This is a genomic window from Streptomyces sp. NPDC051940, assembly GCF_040680895.1.
Classification (GTDB): domain Bacteria; phylum Actinomycetota; class Actinomycetes; order Streptomycetales; family Streptomycetaceae; genus Streptomyces.
The window spans coordinates 14515-31290 of sequence record NZ_JBFAXR010000034.1; the positions used below are offsets into that span (position 1 = coordinate 14515).

15 protein-coding genes and 1 tRNA gene are annotated in these 16776 nt (G+C 73.2%); 8 read left to right on the forward strand and 8 right to left on the reverse strand.

What is annotated here, in order from left to right; translation table 11 throughout:
* Positions 1-712: 712 nt before the first annotated feature.
* Positions 713-1495, reverse strand: a complete 783-nt coding sequence (locus AB0M28_RS15910) for an ABC transporter ATP-binding protein (protein WP_365404153.1) — start codon at positions 1493-1495, stop codon at positions 713-715.
* Between the two features lie 338 nt (positions 1496-1833).
* On the opposite strand from AB0M28_RS15910, the gene AB0M28_RS15915 reads away from it, so the two are divergent.
* Positions 1834-1915, forward strand: a tRNA-Leu gene (locus tag AB0M28_RS15915).
* Positions 1916-2123: 208 nt separating this feature from the next.
* On the opposite strand, the gene AB0M28_RS15920 is transcribed toward AB0M28_RS15915, so the two are convergent.
* A complete protein-coding gene (locus AB0M28_RS15920; protein WP_365404036.1) occupies positions 2124-2468 on the reverse strand; it encodes a hypothetical protein in 345 nt (114 codons plus the stop codon).
* Between the two features lie 266 nt (positions 2469-2734).
* On the opposite strand from AB0M28_RS15920, the gene AB0M28_RS15925 reads away from it, so the two are divergent.
* Positions 2735-3613, forward strand: coding sequence for a Bax inhibitor-1/YccA family protein (locus AB0M28_RS15925; protein ID WP_365404037.1), 879 nt, complete (start codon positions 2735-2737; stop codon positions 3611-3613).
* 120 nt (positions 3614-3733) lie between these two features.
* Here AB0M28_RS15925 and AB0M28_RS15930 read toward each other — a convergent pair whose 3' ends face one another.
* Positions 3734-3967, reverse strand: a complete 234-nt coding sequence (locus AB0M28_RS15930) for a DUF4287 domain-containing protein (protein WP_365404040.1) — start codon at positions 3965-3967, stop codon at positions 3734-3736.
* Positions 3968-4093: 126 nt separating this feature from the next.
* Between AB0M28_RS15930 and AB0M28_RS15935 the strand changes: the two genes are divergently transcribed.
* The gene (locus AB0M28_RS15935) at positions 4094-4423 is read left to right on the forward strand and encodes a hypothetical protein (RefSeq protein ID WP_365404042.1); all 330 of its coding nucleotides are present in this window, start codon (positions 4094-4096) and stop codon (positions 4421-4423) included.
* Positions 4424-4451: 28 nt separating this feature from the next.
* On the opposite strand, the gene AB0M28_RS15940 is transcribed toward AB0M28_RS15935, so the two are convergent.
* From AB0M28_RS15940 to AB0M28_RS15950, 3 genes are all read right to left on the reverse strand, one after another.
* Positions 4452-5303 (reverse strand): hypothetical protein, encoded by an 852-nt coding sequence (locus AB0M28_RS15940; protein ID WP_365404045.1) that lies wholly within the window; start codon positions 5301-5303, stop codon positions 4452-4454.
* Between the two features lie 318 nt (positions 5304-5621).
* Entirely contained in the window at positions 5622-6842 is a 1221-nt protein-coding gene (locus AB0M28_RS15945) for an acetyl-CoA C-acetyltransferase (protein WP_365404048.1), read from the reverse strand.
* A gap of 843 nt (positions 6843-7685) precedes the next feature.
* Complete coding sequence (locus AB0M28_RS15950) at positions 7686-8102, reverse strand: hypothetical protein (protein WP_365404049.1); 417 nt, start codon at positions 8100-8102, stop codon at positions 7686-7688.
* A gap of 134 nt (positions 8103-8236) precedes the next feature.
* On the opposite strand from AB0M28_RS15950, the gene AB0M28_RS15955 reads away from it, so the two are divergent.
* From AB0M28_RS15955 to AB0M28_RS15965, 3 genes are all read left to right on the forward strand, one after another.
* Complete coding sequence (locus AB0M28_RS15955) at positions 8237-9073, forward strand: MurR/RpiR family transcriptional regulator (RefSeq protein ID WP_365404156.1); 837 nt, start codon at positions 8237-8239, stop codon at positions 9071-9073.
* 118 nt (positions 9074-9191) lie between these two features.
* Positions 9192-9785, forward strand: coding sequence for a hypothetical protein (locus tag AB0M28_RS15960; protein ID WP_365404052.1), 594 nt, complete (start codon positions 9192-9194; stop codon positions 9783-9785).
* Positions 9786-9862: 77 nt separating this feature from the next.
* A complete protein-coding gene (locus tag AB0M28_RS15965) occupies positions 9863-10795 on the forward strand; it encodes an NAD(P)-dependent oxidoreductase (RefSeq protein ID WP_365404055.1) in 933 nt (310 codons plus the stop codon).
* Here AB0M28_RS15965 and AB0M28_RS15970 read toward each other — a convergent pair.
* Both AB0M28_RS15970 and AB0M28_RS15975 read right to left on the reverse strand, forming a co-directional pair.
* A complete protein-coding gene (locus tag AB0M28_RS15970; protein ID WP_365404058.1) occupies positions 10792-12210 on the reverse strand; it encodes a hypothetical protein in 1419 nt (472 codons plus the stop codon). The genes AB0M28_RS15965 and AB0M28_RS15970 overlap by 4 nt on opposite strands.
* Before the next feature lie 52 nt (positions 12211-12262).
* Entirely contained in the window at positions 12263-13627 is a 1365-nt protein-coding gene (locus AB0M28_RS15975; protein ID WP_365404061.1) for a diaminopimelate decarboxylase, read from the reverse strand.
* 214 nt (positions 13628-13841) lie between these two features.
* Between AB0M28_RS15975 and hutU the strand changes: the two genes are divergently transcribed.
* Complete coding sequence (gene hutU, locus AB0M28_RS15980; RefSeq protein WP_365404063.1) at positions 13842-15506, forward strand: urocanate hydratase; 1665 nt, start codon at positions 13842-13844, stop codon at positions 15504-15506.
* Entirely contained in the window at positions 15503-16735 is a 1233-nt protein-coding gene (locus AB0M28_RS15985) for an allantoate amidohydrolase (protein WP_365404066.1), read from the forward strand. Before hutU ends, AB0M28_RS15985 begins: the two co-directional genes overlap by 4 nt.
* Positions 16736-16776 lie beyond the last annotated feature (41 nt).

Sequence of the window (16776 nt, forward strand, 5' to 3'; positions counted from 1 at the left end):
TGTCGGTCGGTGACCGTGGTGGTTCGGGTGGCGGGTTGTCGGTCGGTTGCCCTGTGGTGAGGGGGTGGTGGACGGTTGTCGTTCTGATTCGAAGTGCTTCTGCGGCCCCAAGGGGCCTTGCCGGGCGGAGCGCGGGGGGACGGCGCCAAGGCGCCGCCCAGCGAACGGCTCCGCTGGCGCTCCGCCGGATACGGAGTTGTGCGGCTCCGCTGCGCTCCGCCGGCTGATGCGTAGCGAACGGCTCCGCTGCGCTCCGCCGAGGGACACCGATGCTGACCCGGCGGGGCCGCACCGGCTCCGCTGCGCTCCGCCGGCAAAGCGCCCCTTCGCGGCGTGACCGCAGCGCCACTCCAGCCCGTCCGGCGTTTGAGGACTGAGGCGCGCAGCGCCGAACCGCGCCGCAGGCGCCAGCGGCACCGGACGTTTGCAGCGGGACCGCAGCACCCCCTCAGCCCGTCCGGCGTTTGAGGACTGAGGCGCGCAGCGCCGAATCGCGCCGCAGGCGCCAGCGGCACGGCACGTTTGCAGCGGGACCGCAGCACCCCCTCAGCCCGTCCGGCGTTTGAGGACTGAGGCGCGAAGCGCCGAATCGCGCCGCAGGCGCCAGCGGCACCGCACGCTTGCAGCGCGACCGCAGCACCACCCCGGGGCCCGGGGGCGCAGCCCCACCACGGCGGGAGCCGACCACGGGGTCACCCGAAGAACGGCCGCGTCAGACGACGCGGCCCTTCGCGTCGAAGCGCTTCATCCGATCCAGCACCGCGTCCGCCGTAGGCGACCGCAGCTCATCCACGATCCGCCCGTCCGCGAGGAACACCACCCGGTCCGCGTACGACGCGGCGACGGGATCGTGCGTGACCATGACGACCGTCTGCCCCAGCCCCCGCACGGAGTTGCGGAGGAAGCCGAGGACCTCCGCCCCCGACCGGGAGTCGAGGTTGCCCGTCGGCTCGTCCGCGAAGATGATCTCCGGCCGGGCCGCGAGCGCCCGGGCGACCGCGACGCGTTGCTGCTGGCCGCCCGACAGCTGGCTCGGGCGGTGCTTGAGGCGGTCCGCGAGGCCGACCGTGTCCACGACCTTCCCGAGCCAGTCCTGGTCCGCCTTGCGGCCCGCGATGTCCATGGGCAGCGTGATGTTCTCGATCGCGTTGAGCGTCGGCAGCAGGTTGAACGCCTGGAAGATGAAGCCGATCTTGTCGCGGCGCAGCCGCGTGAGGTGCTTGTCCTTCAGCCCCGTCAACTCCGTCTCCCCGATCCGGGCGGAGCCGGCGGACACCGTGTCGAGCCCGGCCATGCAGTGCATGAGCGTCGACTTGCCGGAGCCGGACGGCCCCATGATCGCGGTGAACTCACCGCGGGCGAACGCCACGGACACCGAGTCGAGCGCGACCACCTGGGTCTCGCCGGCGCCGTAGACCTTCGTCAGGTCCGTGGCGACGGCGGCCGGGGCGGGCCGGCCTGCGGAAGGGGCGGCGGCGGGAACGCCGGGGGTCATCGTGGTCACGGCGGCGGGCTCCTGTCGGGGCGGCGGGGTTTCTTTTCGGTCCCGTCCATGCTCCCGTTCCGCCCGCCTCCTGGGATCAGACCAGGTTCCCGTATCCGGGGCAGCCTTAGGAGGTACGCAGGGTGCGCGAGGTCATCCCAGGGTATGACCGGGCCCCCGGCATCACCCGGTTTCCCGTATGGCTCCGATACAGCCTGACAAGCCGTGAAAACAAGCCAACATCAGTCCGACGGTGCCCAGTTCGAACCCTGTTCGCGGATAGTCTGGTTACGCGCCAGGGGTGAACCGTACGCGCAGCGTACGGATCGTCTTGCCGCGACCGAGGGTATGCCCGGATGGTGGAAAGCAGACACGGCGACCTTAAAAGTCGCTGGCCTTCGGGCCGTGCCGGTTCAAGTCCGGCTCCGGGCACCCCTCGCCGCACCCCCCGGGGGCTGGGGGATGGCCGGGTCCTAGTGAGATCTTCCGGGTGTCCGGGAGCGCCGTGAGCACCTTCTCCTAGGATCCGGCCTGTCGCGCCCCCCGGCTTCGCGTACGTCCGGCACCGGCGCCCGGCATGCCACGGGGCGGGCCGCCGGCGCTCGGGAATGCCGGCGGCCCGCCCCGTACAGGCGGGTCCTCAGAAGACGCCGCGGGCCGAGTCGCCCAGCGAGCGGACCGTGCCGCCGGCGCCCTGGGCGACCTCGCGGACGGTCTTGCCCGCGCTCTGCGCCGTGCGGCGGACCAGGTCGGCCGCGCCGCCGGACTTGCTCTTGGCGTCGTCCAGCTGGGCCGTCGGCAGGCCGCCGGCGATGCCGGGCAGGGCCGCACCGTGGTGGTCCATCACCGGGAGGGACGCCTCGTCCATTCCCGAGACCGGAGCCATCGGGGCCTCGGGCACCGGGGTCGCGCCGGCGGCGGTGGCGGTCATGCCCACGACGAGGGCGGCCAGTGCCGATGCTGCCGCAGCCTTCTTCGCATTCATCCTTTTGTCCTCTCACTGCACGTCAGGCGGGTGCCGCCCGGTCCAATCTCGCAACGAACCCCATAGACGTTGGTATCGGGGGTAATCGGCCTATCACCCGGAGTGCGCAGTGTGGTCGGATTGCCCGAGTATCTCGGTTTGGCCGCATATCAGGGAGAACCCTTAGGTAAAGATCCGCCTTGGGGCTGGCGCTTTACCTTTGCCTAACCATTACTCTTGTCGTCAGTACTCGGATTCGGGCCGCACAGCGGCCATGGAGGAGTGAGATGAGGAGCAGCAACCCGGTCTTCTCGCGACGTGGGTTCAGCCGCGACGGCGGCGCAGCGGGCTTCGGCACGCAGCCGCAGGCCGGGGGCCCCGGGGTCACCACAGCCGGCAACCCGTACGCGCAGCAGCCGTCCGCCAACCCGTACGCCAGCAACCCCTACGCCCCGGCCCCCGCCGGCCAGCAGCAGGGTGACTGGGCGCCGTACGCCGCCCCCGCCGGCACCCGGATGACGATGGACGACGTCGTCAGCCGCACCGGCATGACGCTCGGCCTGGTGATCGTCGGCGCCGCCGCCGCGTGGATCATGGAGCTGCCGCTGGGCATCGCCATCGTCGCCGGTCTGGTCGCGATGGTCCTGGCGCTCGTGCAGTCCTTCAAGCGCAAGCCCGTGCCGGCGCTGATCCTGACCTACGCCGCGCTCGAGGGCCTCTTCCTCGGCGCGATCAGCAGCCTCTACAACGAGGCGGCCGAAGGCGCCCCGATGCAGGCCGTGCTGGGCACCATCGCGGTGTTCGTCGGCGTGCTGGTGGCCTACAAGACGCGGATCATCCGCGTCAACGCCCGCTTCCAGCGCTTCGTGCTGGCCGCGGCGATCGGCTTCATCCTGCTGACCGCCGTGAACCTGCTGTTCGCCGTCATCGGCGGCGGCGACGGCCTCGGCTTCCGCAGCGGCGGCCTGGGCATCGTGTTCGGCATCATCGGTGTGCTGATCGGCGCGCTGTTCCTGGCCCTGGACTTCAAGCAGGTCGAGGACGGCATCGCCTACGGCGCCCCGCGTGAGGAGTCCTGGCTGGCGGCCTTCGGTCTGACCCTGACCCTGGTCTGGATCTACACCGAGCTGCTGCGCCTGGTCTATCTGCTGCAGAGCAGCGACTGACGTGAAGATGCCGCCGCGTCCGCGGCGGCAATAGCGAGGACCCGGTCCCGAGGCCTTACGGCCCCGGAGCCGGGTCCTTCGTCGTATCCCGTCCTTCCGGGGGGCGCTTCCCAGCCTGCTCTAGAGCAGCCGGCGCGCGGCCCGCCTCATGTCGTACTCGTGGATGATCGCTTTGGCGTGGCCGTACGCGAGGTCGTGTTCGTGGCGAAGCCAGCTCACCTTCTCCTCGAAGCGGAGGAAGCAGGGGCCTTCTTCGACGGTGCGCATCCAGTCGGCCACTTCGCGGCCGGTGCAGTGGGGGATGCGGGAGAGCAGGTTCTTGTGGGTTTCCTCGGAGAAGGAAAGTTGGGACATCGGCGCCTCCGGGCCGTTTGATAAGCAGTCCTTCTACGCACCGTGCCTGAGCATTCAGCCGTTGGCAACCATCAGGGGCGTACGGTCTTGCGGAGTGCGCCCCCGGCTTCGGGCTACGCTCGCCGTGTGCTCGATGTGAACCCGCTGATGACCGCCGTTGACCGGCTCGCCGACCGGTTGCGCTCACTTCCCGAGAGCAGGCTCCGGCAGGGCGCGGCCGCCGAGGGCCTGGCGCTCGCGCGCGAACTCACGGCACGCGCCCAGCGGATGGAGTCCCCGGCCCGCCCGCCGCACGTCATGCCCGACGCGGGCCTGTTCGCCGTGGGCGACCAGGTGGCCGTCGCCGGCCACGACCTCGCGGAAGCACTGCGCGCCGCCCCCGGCGATGCGGGGACGGCGCGGGAGGCCGAGGAGGCCGTCGGGCTGGTACGGCGGTGCGCGGAGCGGATCGGGTGAGGTCCGGGGGAGCGTGTTGGCTTCGCCCTCAGAGAGACGCGATGACCCGGTCCGCGAGGACGTACACGCTCTCCTCGCCGCAGGCGAAGGTCAGCGCGAAGGCGCCCGATACCGCCGAGCCGCCCAGCAGTACCGGCACCGTGCCCTCGTGCAGGGCGCCGGCGAGGCGCTCCGCGGTGTCGCGGTGGCCGGGGGAGAGGCACAGGGTCGTGCCGTCGGCGAAGACGTACACGTCGAGCGTGCCCATCGGGCCGGGGCGGACGTCGACCAGCGGGGTGCGCAGGTCGGAGAGGTCCTCCAGCCGGGCCACCGTGCGCTCGTGGTCGGCGATCGCCGGGGCGCCGTGCGGCTTGAAGTCCGGGTGCGAGGGGTGGCGGCGGCGGGCCGCCGCCAGCTCCGCGGACTCGGCGGTGCTCTCCGCGTCGGTCGCCTCGGGGACCTCGGCGTACGGGGCGTCCGCCAGCTCCGCGTCGATCAGCGGCTCGATGCCGGCCAGGGCGGCCAGATCGGTCTGGCTCGGTATGAAGACGGGGCTGTCGAAGCCGCCCACGCCGGCCAGTCCGCCGAAGAGCGGGCCGTCGACGTCGCCGCGGGCCTCCTGCTCGGCCCAGAACGCGCGGGCCTCGGCGAGCTCGCGCTCCCGCTCGTCGGCCAGGGCCTCGGCGACGGCGGTCCGTATCTCGTCCGCGGGGATGGAACGGGGGGTGGGGACCTCGCCGCCGCGCGGGCGGGTGGCCGAGGGCTCGCGCTGGACCTCGGCGCGCAGCTCGGCGACCTCGCGCCGCAGGCCGCGCAGCGTGCGCAGGGCGGCGCCGCCGAATGCGGCACCCGTCGCCGCGATCAGCAGGAGGGCGGCGATACCGAGGTTTGTGGCGCTCACTGGCTGTACTCCTGTAGCTGTCGGGTCCCCCATGTTCTACCTCAGCCTGCCAAAGGCGGGTAGTCCGTCCCCAGAGCGAAAAGGCACGAATCGGACAGGACTTTTGTCCTGTCCGATTCTGGTGGGGATGGTGTGCCCAGGTCGGGGGTTTGGGCTTATCGGTGGTCCCGGACCGGGATTCGTGTTCTGTTCGTAATCCCGGTCCGGGACGGGTCGGGCGGGTCGGGCGGGTCGGGCCTGTGGGTCGGGTGGGCCCTGTGGGCCGGGTCCGGTGGGTGGGGTCCGGGGCGGGCCGTCCGGTCCCGGGCGCTCAGGTCGTCAGCTGAGGCGCTCGATGACCATCGCCATGCCCTGGCCGCCGCCCACGCACATCGTCTCCAGGCCGAACTGCTTGTCGTGCCACTGGAGGCTGTTGATCAGCGTGGTCGTGATGCGGGCGCCCGTCATGCCGAAGGGGTGGCCCACGGCGATCGCGCCGCCGTTGACGTTCAGCTTGTCCAGGTCGATGCCCAGGTCCCGGTAGGAGGGGATGACCTGCGCGGCGAAGGCCTCGTTGATCTCGACCAGGTCGATGTCGGAGATCGACAGGCCGGCGCGCTTCAGCGCCTGCTTGCTGGCCTCCACGGGGCCGAGGCCCATGATCTCCGGGGACAGGCCGGAGACGCCGGTCGAGACGATCCGGGCCAGCGGCGTCAGGCCCAGCTCGCGGGCCTTGGTGTCGGACATGATGACGAGCGCCGCGGCGCCGTCGTTCAGCGGGCAGCAGTTGCCGGCCGTGACCCGGCCGTCGGGGCGGAAGACGGGCTTCAGGCCCTGCACGCCCTCCAGCGTGACGCCCGCGCGCGGGCCGTCGTCGGCGGTGACGACCGTGCCGTCCGGGAGGGTCACCGGGGTGATCTCGCGGGCCCAGAAGCCGTCGGCGATGGCCTTCTCGGCGAGGTTCTGCGACCGTACGCCGAACTCGTCCATGTCCTGGCGGGTGACGCCCTTCAGCCGCGCGAGGTTCTCGGCGGTCTGGCCCATCGCGATGTAGACGTCCGGCACCTTGCCGTCCTCGCGCGGGTCGTGCCACGCGTCGGCGCCCTGCTCGGCCGTCGTCTTCGTACGGGCCTCGGCCTCGGCGAAGAGCGGGTTGTGGGTGTCGGGCAGGCCGTCCGAGGAGCCCTTGAAGAAGCGGGAGACGGTCTCGACGCCGGCGGAGATGAAGACGTCGCCCTCGCCGGCCTTGATGGCGTGCAGCGCCATGCGGGTGGTCTGCAGGGAGGACGAGCAGTAGCGGGTGATCGTGCAGCCCGGCAGGTGGTCCATGCCCAGCTGTACGGCGACCACGCGGCCCAGGTTGTGGCCCTGCTCGCCGCCGGGGAGGCCGCAGCCGAGCATCAGGTCGTCGATGTCGTGCGGGTCCAGCCCCGGCACCTTGGCCAGGGCGGCCTGCACGATCTGCGTCGTCAGGTCGTCCGGACGGATGTCCTTCAGTGAACCCTTACCGGCGCGGCCGATGGGGGAGCGGGCGGCGGAGACAATCACGGCTTCGGGCATCACGGCTCCAGGAGGCGGGAGGGTCGGGTCATCCTCCCCGGAAGCTACCCGGGCGTATGTACGGGGTCACGTGTCGGGGGCTGTGACGCGGGTCGCACTTTCTGAGCGCTTGCTTAGTTGTTGTTGTTGTTGTTGTGGGGTGGTGTGGTCCGGTTGCTCTGTGGCTGGGGGGTGGTGGGCGGTTGTCTGTGCGGATCGAAGTGATTCTGCGGCCCCAAGGGGCCTTGCCGGGCGGAGCGCGGGGGGACGGCGCCATGGCGCCGCCCAGTGAACGGCTCCGCTGCGCTGCGCCGGGGTATGCCTGCGGTGACCCGGCGTGGCTGCGCCGACTCCGCTGCGCTGCGCCGTCCGGATGCGAAGCGATCGGCTCCGCTGGCGCTCCGCCGAGGGATGCCGGTGGTGGCCCGGTGGGGCTGTGTCGGCTCCGCTGCGCTGCGCCGACGTGCGCCTGCGCCCTCCCAGCCCGTCCGGCGTTTGAGGACTGAGGCGCGGAGCGCCGAATCGCGCCGCAGGCGCCGGCGCAGACCGCACCGGAAGCCGTACTGGCGGGGACCGCCGCACCCCGGCGCAGCCGCGCCAGGGGCGGGACGACGGCGGTCCCCGCGGGACGCGGGCCCGGGGTCAGGGCCCCTGGCCTCCGCGTCCTGGCGACCAGGGAGGTCCGGGAGCCGCTCCGGAGGTCCTTGGCGCCGTATCGGGTGTCGGTGTCGTCCTTCCGACAAACCCCAATGTGCCGGAGCCGTGTTAACCGCGTGCTGCGCCCGCGTGACGGGTGCGTACCAGTTCCGGCGCACAAAGCGCACCCGGTGCGCGCGGCGCACCCGACGCGCCCCCGCGAAGCCCTCAGTCCCAGTCCGACTCCGACTTCTTCCGGTCCGCGCGCCGCGGCCAGCGCCAGCCCACGTGCAGGGCGTTGACGCCGACGATGCCCGCCCACGCCACCAGCAGGCCGCTGAGGCCCTCCGTACCCGCTCCGATCGCCGAGAGCGGAACGGCCAGCACCATCGTCACCGTGGCGAAGCCGTAGCGTTCGGCGTACGTGCTGTCCCCGCTCCGCGCGGGCGTCCCCGTGCCGCGTGCGACGACCATCTGCTGTTCCGCGGCCTGGCGCCGCATCCGCTGGTCGATGCTGCCGTCGATCCGGTCCTGCACCTTCTCGAGGAAGCCGTCCACCAGCTCGTCCTCGTACTCCGGCCCGAGTTCCCTGCGCGCGTGCAGGGTGGCGTTGAGTTCCTTCTTGATCTCCGGGTCCCGCGTCATGCCACCAAGGTAAGGATCCGGCGGGGCCCCGCACAGTGGGGGTAGCCCCCCTTTCGCTGGGCCGGGCGGGTGCCTCTTGCCGGACTGCATAGATTCATGCAGAGTCTGAGCATGGTGAATACGTGGAGCGTGTGGTGACCGACGCCGGGGCGCGGCTGCAGAAGCTGTTCGAGGGGCACCGGCTGACCCCGACACAGCGGCGGATCGCGCACTGCATGGTGAGGCGGGCCGCCGACGCCCCCTTCCTGTCCAGCGTCGAGCTGGCCGAGCTGGCGGGCGTGAGCCAGCCCTCGGTCACCCGCTTCGCGGTGGCACTCGGCTTCGACGGCTACCCCGCTCTGCGGCGGCATCTGCGGGAGGCCCTTCCCGGGGAGCCGGCCGACGCCGCCGGTGCCGGGCTCAACGAGTACCAGCAGGCCGTACACGCCGAGATCGAGAACCTGCGGCGGCTCTCCGCCTCGCTGGCGGACGTCTCCCAGGTGCAGCGCGCCGGGCGGCTGCTCGGCGCCTCGCGCCCGCTGCCGGTGCTGGGGCTGCGCGCCGCGGCCGCGCAGGCGCGGGGCTTCGCCTACTTCGCCGGGAAGGTGCACCCCGACGTACGGCTGCTCGACGAGGGCGGCTCGATGCTCACCGACCGGATCGAGTCCGCCGCCCGGGCGGGGGCCAGTGCACTGCTGTGCTTCTCGCTGCCCCGGCATCCGCGCGAGGTCGTCTCCGCGCTGGAGTGCGCGCGCGGGGCGGGGCTGGAGATCATCGGGGTCGCCGACAGCACGTTCGCGCCGGTCGCCCAGCACTGCGACGTGCTGCTGCCCGCGGCCGTCGGCACGGGGCTCGCGTTCGACACGGCGTGCGCGCCGATGCTGCTGGGGCGGGTGCTGCTGGAGGCGATGTGCGACGCGCTGCCCGACGCCCAGGCCCGGCTCGAGGCGTTCGACGCGCGGGCCGCCTCGCGGGGGCTGTTCCTCGACTGACGCCCGCCGGGCCCGGGTTCACGGGCGCGGAGTTTGTCAGGGCTAATGCGATTCTCATCAACCGTCGGTAGCCTCCGGCCGCAGAGGCGTTTGGGAGTCGTTCGCGCGGAGGTGGGGCGTGGCACGCGGCGGTGTGGAGGCACTGGCGAGGGTGGCGGTGCTGGTACGGGCGGGGGCTTCCCCGTTGTTCTTGCTGGGGCTGGTCGCCGGAGGGGTCGGCGGCTTCGTGCCGGGGATCACCGGGCGGTGGATCGGCGTGTACGCGGGCGCGGCGCTGTTCCTGGTGGTCGCGGTGGTCGTCTTCTTCGTACGACGTGGAAGGTACGTGCAGTTGGCCGCCGGCGCCGAGCGCGCGCAGCGGTCGGTCATCCTGCAGGACCGCGCGGTCACCGTGCGCGCCTGGCGCAGCCGGCACCGGTGGTGGCTGCTGGCGGCCTTCCTGGCCGCCGTCGGCGCGAACTTCGCCGTACCGGGCGCCCTCGGGCTCGCCCTCGCGGGCGCGGGCGCCGGGCTGTGGGCCAAGTCGCTGTGGCTCGGCGGGCGCGAGCGCGGCGCGGAGGAGCTGCTGTGGGTCAGCCCGGACGCGGGCAGCCGCCGCGGCGGCCCCGCCGGGAAGCACGTCGAGTCGTACCGTACGACGGGCATCGGCGCCGGCGACGCGAAGCCGGGCGGCACGCGGCGGCCCAAGGCGGGGGCGGGCGCGCGGCGTTGAGTCCGCACCCGCGCGGCGTTGAGTGCGCGCGGGCGGTGCGGCGCCGGGGTCCGGGTGTCCTCGCGTAGATTCGCCGGGTGCGCTACGACGACTTCCTGACGACCGCGGAACTGCTCGCCGACCCCGGCCTCGGGCCGGAGGTCCACCAGGGCCTGGCCCGGGCCGCCGGCCGCGAGCCCCGGCTCTGGCGCGGGGAGGTGCCCGCCGGCGCGTTCGTGTACGTCGGCCACGGGCTGCCCGCGGCCCTGCGCACGGACGGCCTGCGCTGGTTCCACAGCACGTTCGCCGGCAACGACGCCGTCCTGCGCGGCGGCGACTGGCCGCCCGGCGCCCTGCTCACCCGTACCGTCGGCCGGATGACCGAGCGGATCGCCCAGTACGTGCTGGGCTGGGTGCTCGCCGACGCCCAGTACGTGCCGGAGTACGTGGACCGCCAGGCCCGCGCCGAGTGGCGGTGCGTCCCCGGCGAGCTGGTGGCGGGCCGGCTCGCGGTGGTGCACGGCACGGGCCGCATCGGCTCGGCGGTCGGCGCGCTGCTGGGCCGCGTCGGCGTGCGGACCGTCGGCGTCGCCCGCAGGCCGCGGCCCGTCGAGGGCTTCGCCGAGGTGGTCGACGCGGAGCGGGCCGACTCCCTGCTCGGCGAGGCGTCGTGGATCGTCAACGTCCTCCCGCTGACCCCGCAGACCGAGGGCTACTTCGACGCCCGCCGCTTCGGCGCGATGCGCGGGGCGATGTACGTCAACGTCGGGCGGGGTGCGACGACGGACCTGGCCGCCCTGGAGGCGGCCCTGGAGGCGGGAAGGGTCCGCCGGGCGGTGCTCGACGTCGTACCGGACGAGCCGGCGGACCCGGACGCCCTGTGCTGGCGCCTGCCGCACACGGTGGTGACCTCGCACTCGGCGGGCATCACGGCGGACGAGGACGTCGTCGCCGACTTCGCCGCGTGCCTCGCGGCCCTGCGCGAGGGCCGCCGGCCGGAGCTGACGGTGGACGTGGGGGCGGGTTACTAGCCTCGTCCGTCCGCCCGGGCCGCGGCGATCCGCAGCGCGCCCTCGTGCAGGGCCATCGCCTGCGCCGCGCGTGCGCGGCCCGCGATCCGCAGTGCGCCCGCGCCGTCGAACGCCTGCGTGTGCAGCCGGAAGCGCTCCGGCCGCGGGACCTCCACCGTGCGCAGCCGCCAGGGCGCCTCGGGCGAGGCGCCGGGGAGCGGCACGGCCAGGAGGGCGAGGGCGGTGGCAGCACGCCGTACACCGAACTTCGCGTGCTCGGCCCGGTATTCGGCCAGCACGAGTCCGGCCTCCGACGGGCGGGTGCCGCTCGGCGGTGTGGGGGGCGCGGGCGGCGCGGCCTGCCCCTCGCGTGCCGCAGCGCGTGTCTCCCCGGGCTCCATCTCCCTCATCCGGGCGGCGAACCACGGTGCCAGCTCCGTACCGCCCCGGGTGATCCAGCCCTCGACCAGCTCCCGGAACGCGGCCTCACGACCTCTCCGGGACGCGTCGAGCACGCCCGATCCGCTGCCGGCGAAGGCGCGGCACAGTCCCTCGACCGGTGTGGTCGCGGCCTCGGAAGGGACGCGGACCATGCGGATCTCGATCACCGCCCGGTGCAGCAGCCGCGCCGCGGCGGTGGCCGCCGGAGTCAGCCGGCCGCGCGGTGGCGAAGGTTCGCGCCGGCGGCGGTACCCGCGCGCCGGCACGAGGGCGTCCGCCCGGCGGCCGGCCGCCGACTGATGCCAGTACGGATCGTCGAGGCACCCGTGTCCCCGTGCGGCCCTCAGCAGCCCTGCACGCCCCAGGCCCAGCACCACGTGGTCTGCCGTGCAGGCGAGATCCGCCCCGGTGGCGTCCGTGCTGTCGAGGGACACCTCCTCCACCCCCTCCAGCCACAGCGCCAGCACCGCCGGGTCGTCCGCCCGGGTGTCGAAGGCGCGCGGTACGGACAGAGTCACCGCGGCTGTCAGCCTGTCGCCCCGCCGCTCCACCGTCGCGGAGCGCAGCACCGCCCCGGACAGCTCGTATCCGGAGGCCAGTTCCGCGGCCCACGACTGCGTCAGCGGCTCCGGCGACGGAACGACGACCCCGCGGTAGTCGCGGAATGCGGGCCCCGGCATGGGGACGGGCAGCAGCAGCCCCTCCGCCGGGTGTCTGGCGCGGGCCGACTGCTCCGCCACCCACCGCCACCGCTCCGGCCCGAGGTCCGCCATCCAGCGCAGAGCCCTGGTGGCGCGGCGCTCCCCGACCCAGGGGGTGCGTGCCGTGGCCGCGCGGAAGAAGGGGAAGGTGTTGTTGTCCCAGACGTCGGCGACGGCCCGGACGGTCTCCCGGTCGAAGCGCCGCGCGTCGGCGGCGGCCTCCCCCATGAGCGTCCATGAACGGTCCAGCAGCGCTGCCATACCGGTCAGCGCTGAGCCCTCCGCGACGGCCACGACGCCCTCCCCCTCCGTAGAGGTGTCAAGGATGCCCGGTCGCCCGGGGCCTTCACAGCCCCGTGAGCGCGTCCCCGTACGCGCCGCCCGACTCCGCGACGATCTCGGTCAGCGACTGCGGGCGGCGCAGGCGGGCGAAGCGGACCGTGTCCGTGGCCGGGTCGGCGGTGAAGCCGTAGACGCCGGGGCGGGCGAGGCTGTTGTAGGAGAACGGGGTGGAGAAGTAGTACGCCCCCGTGTCCAGCAGTGCCACGTGGTCGCCCGCCGCCAGGCGCGGCAGCGCGCGGTCGCGGGCGACGAGGTCCCCCGCGAAGCAGGCCGGGCCGGCGACGTCCTGGGCGACCGGGGCGCCGGTCTTCGGCACGCCCTTCGCGTCGTACGCCGTGACGCGCAGCGGCCACGCCTCGGGGGCGAAGACCGTGCGCACCGCCACCTGGACGCCCGCGTGCGTCACCGCGATGGGCCGGCCGCCGGCCGACTTGGCGTACTCCACCCGGGCCAGGACCGTGCCGGCCTTGGCGAGCAGTGCCCGGCCGAACTCCGTGACCAGGCCGTACGCGCCGGAGAACAGGCCGGGGACCTCGCGCCGCAGGAGCTGGGCGTAGTCGGTGAACGACGGCGTCACCTCGTCGGAGGTGAAGTTGACCGGGAGGCCGCCGCCGATGTCGAGGGTCGTGATCTGGCGGCGGCCCGCCGCCTCGTTGATCTCCTCGGCGAGGGCGTACAGCTCCCGCACGCCCGCCGCCATCAGCTCCAGCGGGATGCCCTGGGAGCCGGTGTGGTTGTGCAGGGTGGTGAGCCAGGGGCGGTCGAGGTAGGCGCGTACGACCCAGTCGCGGGCGCCCGGATCGCGCAGCGCGACGCCGAACTTCGAGGTGGCGGTGGCCGTCGACATCGCGTCGATGGCGCCCGCGCCCAGCTGCGGGTTGACCCGGATGCCGATCGGGGAGCTGGTCATGGCGTCCGCCATCAGCGCGTCCAGGCGTGTCAGCTCCTCGGGGTTGTCCGCGTTCACGGCGATGCCCAGCGCCAGCGCCTGGCGCAGCTCGGCGTGCGTCTTGGCCGGGGAGTCGAAGACGGTACGGGACGAGGCGACGCCCGCCGCCCGCGCCAGGGCCAGCTCGCCGGGGCTGGCGACCTCGGCTCCGACGCCCTCCGCGTCGAGCAGCCGCAGGACGGGTACGAGGGAGGCGGCCTTCACCGCGAAGGCGTGCAGGATCCGCTGGCCGGGCGCGGCGACCTCGGCGAAGGCCCCGTGCAGCGCACGGGCCGACTCGCGCACCGCGTCGGCGTCCAGCAGCGCGGCGACCGGCTCGTCGTCGGAGACCAGGCCCTCGGCTACGGCGGCCCGTACGGCCGTCTCGCGACGGGCTGCGAGGAGGTCATGGGGCGCCGGGAGGGTGTGTTCGAGAGCCATGCCGGAAGTCAATCACCCGGTGGTGGATCGCGCGGAAGGACGTCCAAAGTATGGACAGAACCGGCCAATTCTGTCAGAGGTCTAGACCACTAGTGATCGTGCGGCCCGCCGTGACGGCCGCGACCCGGACCCCGGGTGTGTTGACTGAAAGTATTCAGCGAGGAAGGATGTGCAGCGGATCATTCAGTCGGACGACGTCAGGGAGGACGGCGCCATGTCAGGACCCAGGCCCGTGCGGGCTCCGCGCGGTACGGAGCTGAGCGCCCAGGGATGGCAGCAGGAAGCCGCCCTGCGCATGCTGCAGAACAATCTCGACCCGGAGGTCGCGGAGCACCCGGACAAGCTCGTCGTCTACGGCGGCACCGGCAAGGCGGCCCGCGACTGGCGGTCCTTCGACGCCATGGTGCGCACCCTCCAGGGGCTCAGGCAGGACGAGACCATGCTGGTCCAGTCCGGCCGCCCGGTCGGCGTGATGCAGACCCACGAGTGGGCCCCGCGCGTGCTGATCGCCAACTCCAACCTGGTCGGCGACTGGGCCAACTGGGAGGAGTTCCGCCGGCTGGAGGCCCTGGGCCTGACCATGTACGGCCAGATGACCGCGGGCTCGTGGATCTACATCGGCACGCAGGGCATCCTGCAGGGCACGTACGAGACCTTCGCCGCGGTCGCCGCCAAGCGCTTCGGCGGCACGCTCGCCGGGACGATCACCCTGACCGCCGGCCTCGGCGGCATGGGCGGCGCCCAGCCGCTGGCCGTCACGATGAACGACGGCGTCGCCATCTGCATCGACTGCGACCCGCGCGCCATCGACCGCCGGATCGAGCACCGCTACCTGGACGTGAAGGCCGACAGCCTCAGCCACGCCCTGCAGCTCGCCGAGGAGGCCAAGGCGCAGCGCAAGCCGCTCTCCATCGGCGTGCTGGGCAACGCCGCCGAGCTGCTGCCGCAGCTGCTCGCGATGGGCGCGCCCATCGACATCGTCACCGACCAGACCTCCGCCCACGACCCGCTGGCGTACCTGCCGCTCGGGATCGACTTCGACGATATGGCGGACGCCGCCGCCAAGGACCCGGCCGGCTTCACCACGAAGGCCCGCGAGTCCATGGCCCGGCACGTCGAGGCCATGGTCGGCTTCATGGACGCGGGCGCCGAGGTCTTCGACTACGGCAACTCCATCCGCGGCGAGGCCCAGCTGGCCGGCTACGACCGGGCGTTCGCGTTCCCCGGCTTCGTCCCGGCGTACATCCGGCCGCTGTTCTGCGAGGGCAAGGGCCCCTTCCGCTGGGCGGCGCTGTCCGGTGAGGCCTCCGACATCCACAAGACGGACAAGGCGATCCTCGAGCTCTTCCCCGAGAACGAGTCCCTCGCCCGGTGGATCAAGATGGCCGGCGAGCGCGTCCACTTCCAGGGCCTGCCCGCCCGGATCTGCTGGCTCGGCTACGGCGAGCGCGACAAGGCCGGTGAGCGCTTCAACGAGATGGTCGCCGACGGCACGCTGAAGGCCCCCGTCGTCATCGGCCGCGACCACCTCGACTGCGGCTCGGTGGCCTCCCCGTACCGCGAGACCGAGGCCATGCTCGACGGCTCCGACGCCATCGCCGACTGGCCGCTGCTCAACGCCATGGTCAACGTGGCCTCCGGCGCCTCCTGGGTGTCCCTGCACCACGGCGGCGGCGTCGGCATGGGCCGCTCCATCCACGCCGGCCAGGTCACCGTCGCCGACGGTACGGCGCTGGCGGGCGAGAAGATCCGCCGAGTGCTGACGAACGACCCCGGCATGGGCGTCATCCGGCACGTCGACGCCGGCTACGAGCGGGCCGACGAGGTCGCCGCCGAGCGGGACGTGCGGGTGCCGATGCGTGAGGGCGACGATCGGTGAGTTCCACGTTCCACAGCATGTGGGCGGGGCTGCTGCCGATCGGCCGCAGCTCCGCCTCCGGCGGCTACCGCCGCTTCGCCTGGACCCCGGCCGACGCGGACTGCCGGCTGTGGTTCCAGGCCCAGGCGGAGGCCCGCGGACTGTTCTACGAGGTGGACCGCAACGGCAACCAGTGGGCCTGGCTCGGTGACCCCTCCCGCGGGGACGCCGTGGTCACCGGTTCGCACCTGGACTCCGTGCCGGACGGCGGCGCCTTCGACGGTCCGCTGGGCGTCGTCTCCGCCTTCGCCGCGCTGGACGAGCTGCGGCGGCGCGGCGTCGTCTTCGCCAAGCCCTTCGGCATCGTCAACTTCGGTGACGAGGAGGGCGCCCGCTTCGGGCTGGCCTGCGTCGGCTCGCGGCTCACCGCCGGGCAGCTGAGCGTCGAGCAGGCGCACGAGCTGCGCGACGCGGACGGCATCACGCTGCCCCAGGCGATGGAGAAGGCGGGTTACGACGCCTCCGCCATCGGCGCGGACCCGGAACGGCTCGCCCGTATCGGCGCGTTCGTCGAGCTGCACGTCGAGCAGGGCGTGGCCCTGGCGGCTCTGTCCGACAGCGGCTCCGCCGCGGGGCCGCACGCGGTGGGCGTCGCCTCCGCGATCTGGCCGCACGGGCGCTGGCGCTTCGACTTCCGCGGCGAGGCGAACCACGCGGGGACGACCCGGATGGAGGACCGCCGGGACCCCATGCTCACGTACGCGTTCACCGTGCTGGCGGCCCGCAAGAAGGCCGCCCTGGCCGGGGCGCGGGCCACGTTCGGCAAGGTCAGCGTGGAGCCCAACGGTGTCAACGCGATCCCGTCGCTGGTGCGCGGCTGGCTCGACTCACGGGCCGCAGACGACGCGACGCTCACCGAGCTGGTGGCCGCCGTCGAGGAGGCCGCCGCGGAGCGTGCGGGCCGTGACGGTACGGCCGTGTCGGTGACGCGGGAGTCGTACACGCCGGTCATCGACTTCGAGCACGGCCTGCGCGACCGCCTCGCGGCGCGGCTCGGCGGCGTGCCGCTGCTCCCCACGGGGGCGGGACACGATGCGGGAATCCTGTCGGGGGTGATCCCGACCGCCATGCTGTACGTCAGGAACCCGACCGGGATCTCGCACTCCCCGGCCGAGTCGGCGACGGAGGACGACTGCGTGGCGGGCGTGCTGGCACTGGCGGACGTACTGGAGGACCTCGCGTGCGGGTGAGTGGTCGCGTCGCGCTGCCGGGGCTCCGCCCCGGACCCCGT